Below are 2959 nucleotides of genomic sequence, written 5' to 3'. Positions count from 1 at the left end.
CAGAACCAGGAAGCTATCGGACCAGGACATGGGTTGAATCGAATGGTTGAGACACAGATCCCTCACGGCGGAAATCTTGAAGAAGCCCGGAGGCTCTTTCCCGATGCGCCCGAGCCGTGGGTGGACCTGTCGACGGGGATCAATCCCATAGCGTATCCCATGCCTGCCTTGCCAGCGTCCTCGTTCGAGCGGCTGCCGACACCTGATGCTCACGCGGATCTGGAAGCGGCTGCCGCCGAGTCCTATGAAGCGACGGATGCTGCGGGAGTGGTGGCTGCGCCAGGCACGCAGATCCTCATCAGCCTCCTGCCGCATCTACGACCACGCTCGAAGGTTAGCGTGCTCGGGCCGACCTATGCCGAGCATGCGCATGCCTGGCGCAGAGCAGGGCATGAGGTTGTGGACATCGTTTCGCCCGACGACGATCACGAGACGGATGTTCTCGTTATCGTCAATCCCAACAATCCCGACGGTCGCGTCCTTCAGCGGCGAATGTTGATCGATCTGGCATCGCGGCTTCATCGGCGCGGCGGCTGGCTTGTGGTGGACGAAGCCTTTGCCGATTTCGACTCCGGCGAGACGATGGTGTCTTCTCTCCCGAACGGGACTATCGTTCTGCGCTCGTTCGGCAAGACCTACGGGCTTGCAGGAATACGACTGGGCTTTGCCGTCGCGCAGCCTGACATCGCAGGTCTCGTGCGCGCGGCTCTCGGGCCTTGGGCGGTAGCCGGACCGGCGATCGAGGTGGGGCGGAAGGCTCTGCGGGACAGGCAATGGCGGGTTGCCGCTGCTGAGGCCAGAGCGAACGATGCCGCTCATCTCGACAGGCTTCTGCAACAGGCGATCGGAACAACCTCGATGGGTACAACCCTCTATCGGCTGATCGAGAACCCTGCCGCAGCGAACCTGTTCACCCATCTCGGAAGACGCGGAATTTGGACGCGGCCTTTCAAGGACAATCCGAACCGTTTGCGCTTCGGACTTCCGGGATCGGATGAAGCCTGGGCGCGTCTCGAAACGGCGCTTGCCGAGTTCGCCAGCAAGGTCGAGAGGGCCGCAACGTCCCAGCGCGAGGAGGGCATCGCATGAGAAAAATCTACGTGATCGGCCTTGGATCGGGAAATCCCGATCACATGACCATTCAGGCTATCAAGGCGCTCAATAAGGTCGATGTTTTCTTCATGATCGACAAGGGGGCGGCTGCCAGCGAACTCATCGATGTACGCGAGGAAATCTGTCGGCGTTTCATCGAGAATTCTGACTACCGTGTCGTCCGCGCCCACAATCCCGAGCGCGATGCGCGGTCGGCCGATTACCGGCACGGCGTCGAGGAATGGCACAAGGCAAGGGCCGCTATCTTCGAGGACCTGATCCGCGATGAGCTCGAAGCGGATGAGTGCGGCGCGTTCCTCGTATGGGGTGATCCTGCGCTCTACGACAGCACGATCAGGATCCTTCAGCGCGTCTTGGCGCAGCAGAATGTGAGTTTCGAGTATGAGGTGATCCCAGGAATCAGCAGTGCTCAGGCGCTGGCGGCAGTCCACAAGATCCCATTGAACAACATCGGCGAAGCCGTTCACATCACGACAGGACGGAAATTCGCCGAGGGCCGCACGGGCGATGCCGAAAGCATCCTGGTCATGCTCGACGGCGAGAACAGCTTCAGGGCCGCACCGGCCGCGAATTCCACTATCTATTGGGGCGCGTATCTTGGAATGCCGGATGAGACGATCATTGCAGGCCCTCTTGAAGAGGTCGCGGATCAGATCGAGGAGGTCCGTCGAAATCTTCGCCAGAAGAAGGGATGGATTATGGACATATACCTCCTGAAACAGGAGAGAGACGACGCATGATCGCCTCATCCCTGCTATCAGGGATGAATGCTTCCTCCATGGTTCCGCACCAGAACCTCATGCTTTATTGGTCCGTTCTGGCTTTGAAAGCCAGCAGGAACTCGTCGCTGGCGATGTAGTCCTCGTACATGCGCATGAGGAAGTCCGGCACCGGGACCGGTCGTGGCTGGCCGCTCTTGACCCGGGCGCCGTTCTCGAGATTGCGCGGCGTGACCCAGACGAGGTTCTCATCCGGCCGGACGTCTTCGTGAAGCAAGCCGCGCGCCTCACCGATGCGCATCCCGGTCGTGTAGAGAACGACCACGAGGAAGGCATCCCGCATCAACGCAGCGGCCTCGATGATCCTGAGAACCTGGTCCGGCGTCAGGCGATGATCGGCGGCACGCTTGGTCGAGGCAGCCCGGGCGCTGGCGTTCGATCGGCTCTCGACCTACCGGCGAGGCTTGCGAGCGGCCACATGCGCCAGGAACGGTTGATAGGCATCGGGCGCATAGGCACGCGGCCTCTCGGCCGTGCCGAACAGAGCCGCTGGACCCCGGATCTTGAGGCAGGCGTAGAACGCCTTGATGCCAAACAGGATCTGGTTGTGCAGGCTGGCCGAGACCTCCACATGCTCGGGCCGCAGCGGAATGACGGTGGCAGTTTGGACATCGAGCTTCCGGCCGGATGTGGCGACGGCTGGGATGAACCGGTCGAGATCCGTGGCCGTGATCTCGCGGAAGTTCTTGCCCAGCGCCGCGAGATAGTTGCCGAGCCGGACCACGTGCCGGGCGTAGTGGCTGACAGTGCGAGGCGCGTAGTGACGCGCTTCGAGGTAGGTGACGAAATCCCGGATCACAGGGATGACGGCATCGCCGCCATAGGCGGTCCAGGTGACTTTGCCGCTGGGCAGAACAATGCGCTGGAGATGCATGAGCGCGCTCCAACCCTGTCGTGGACAAGCTGAAGCTAACGCTGTCCACGACGGGCGGCAAACGCCCTAAGGTGGTACGTGGATGACGTCGTTGACATGACGAAAAATCCTGCAGCTAGAGCAACGGCAGTTCTGACGGAATCGTTGGGGCTATGCGGTGTGGCGGCTTCGTGATTCACTCATCTTGGCTCTC

Annotated in this window: 4 protein-coding genes; 2 read left to right on the top strand and 2 right to left on the bottom strand. The window is 61.2% G+C overall.

Annotation, left to right across the window (positions count from 1 at the left end):
* Positions 1–42 precede the first annotated feature (42 nt).
* Both cobD and cobF read left to right on the top strand, forming a co-directional pair.
* Positions 43–1089 (top strand): threonine-phosphate decarboxylase CobD, encoded by a 1047-nt coding sequence (cobD, locus tag DC522_RS32975; RefSeq protein WP_116532626.1) that lies wholly within the window; start codon positions 43–45, stop codon positions 1087–1089.
* Positions 1086–1853: a precorrin-6A synthase (deacetylating) gene (gene cobF / locus DC522_RS32970; RefSeq protein WP_116532625.1), complete on the top strand. Its 768-nt coding sequence runs from the start codon at positions 1086–1088 to the stop codon at positions 1851–1853. Before cobD ends, cobF begins: the two co-directional genes overlap by 4 nt.
* A gap of 64 nt (positions 1854–1917) precedes the next feature.
* Here cobF and DC522_RS32965 read toward each other — a convergent pair whose 3' ends face one another.
* Positions 1918–2220 carry a tyrosine-type recombinase/integrase gene (locus DC522_RS32965; protein ID WP_116532624.1) on the bottom strand — a complete coding sequence of 101 codons (303 nt, stop codon included), beginning with the start codon at positions 2218–2220 and terminating at the stop codon, positions 1918–1920.
* 63 nt (positions 2221–2283) lie between these two features.
* Entirely contained in the window at positions 2284–2766 is a 483-nt protein-coding gene (locus tag DC522_RS32960) for a phage integrase N-terminal SAM-like domain-containing protein (protein WP_116532623.1), read from the bottom strand.
* Between the last annotated feature and the right edge of the window lie 193 nt (positions 2767–2959).

The sequence above is a fragment of the Microvirga sp. KLBC 81 genome (assembly GCF_003075415.1).
In the GTDB taxonomy this organism is placed as follows: domain Bacteria; phylum Pseudomonadota; class Alphaproteobacteria; order Rhizobiales; family Beijerinckiaceae; genus Microvirga.
This window is presented reverse-complemented; position numbering and strand designations above follow the sequence as displayed.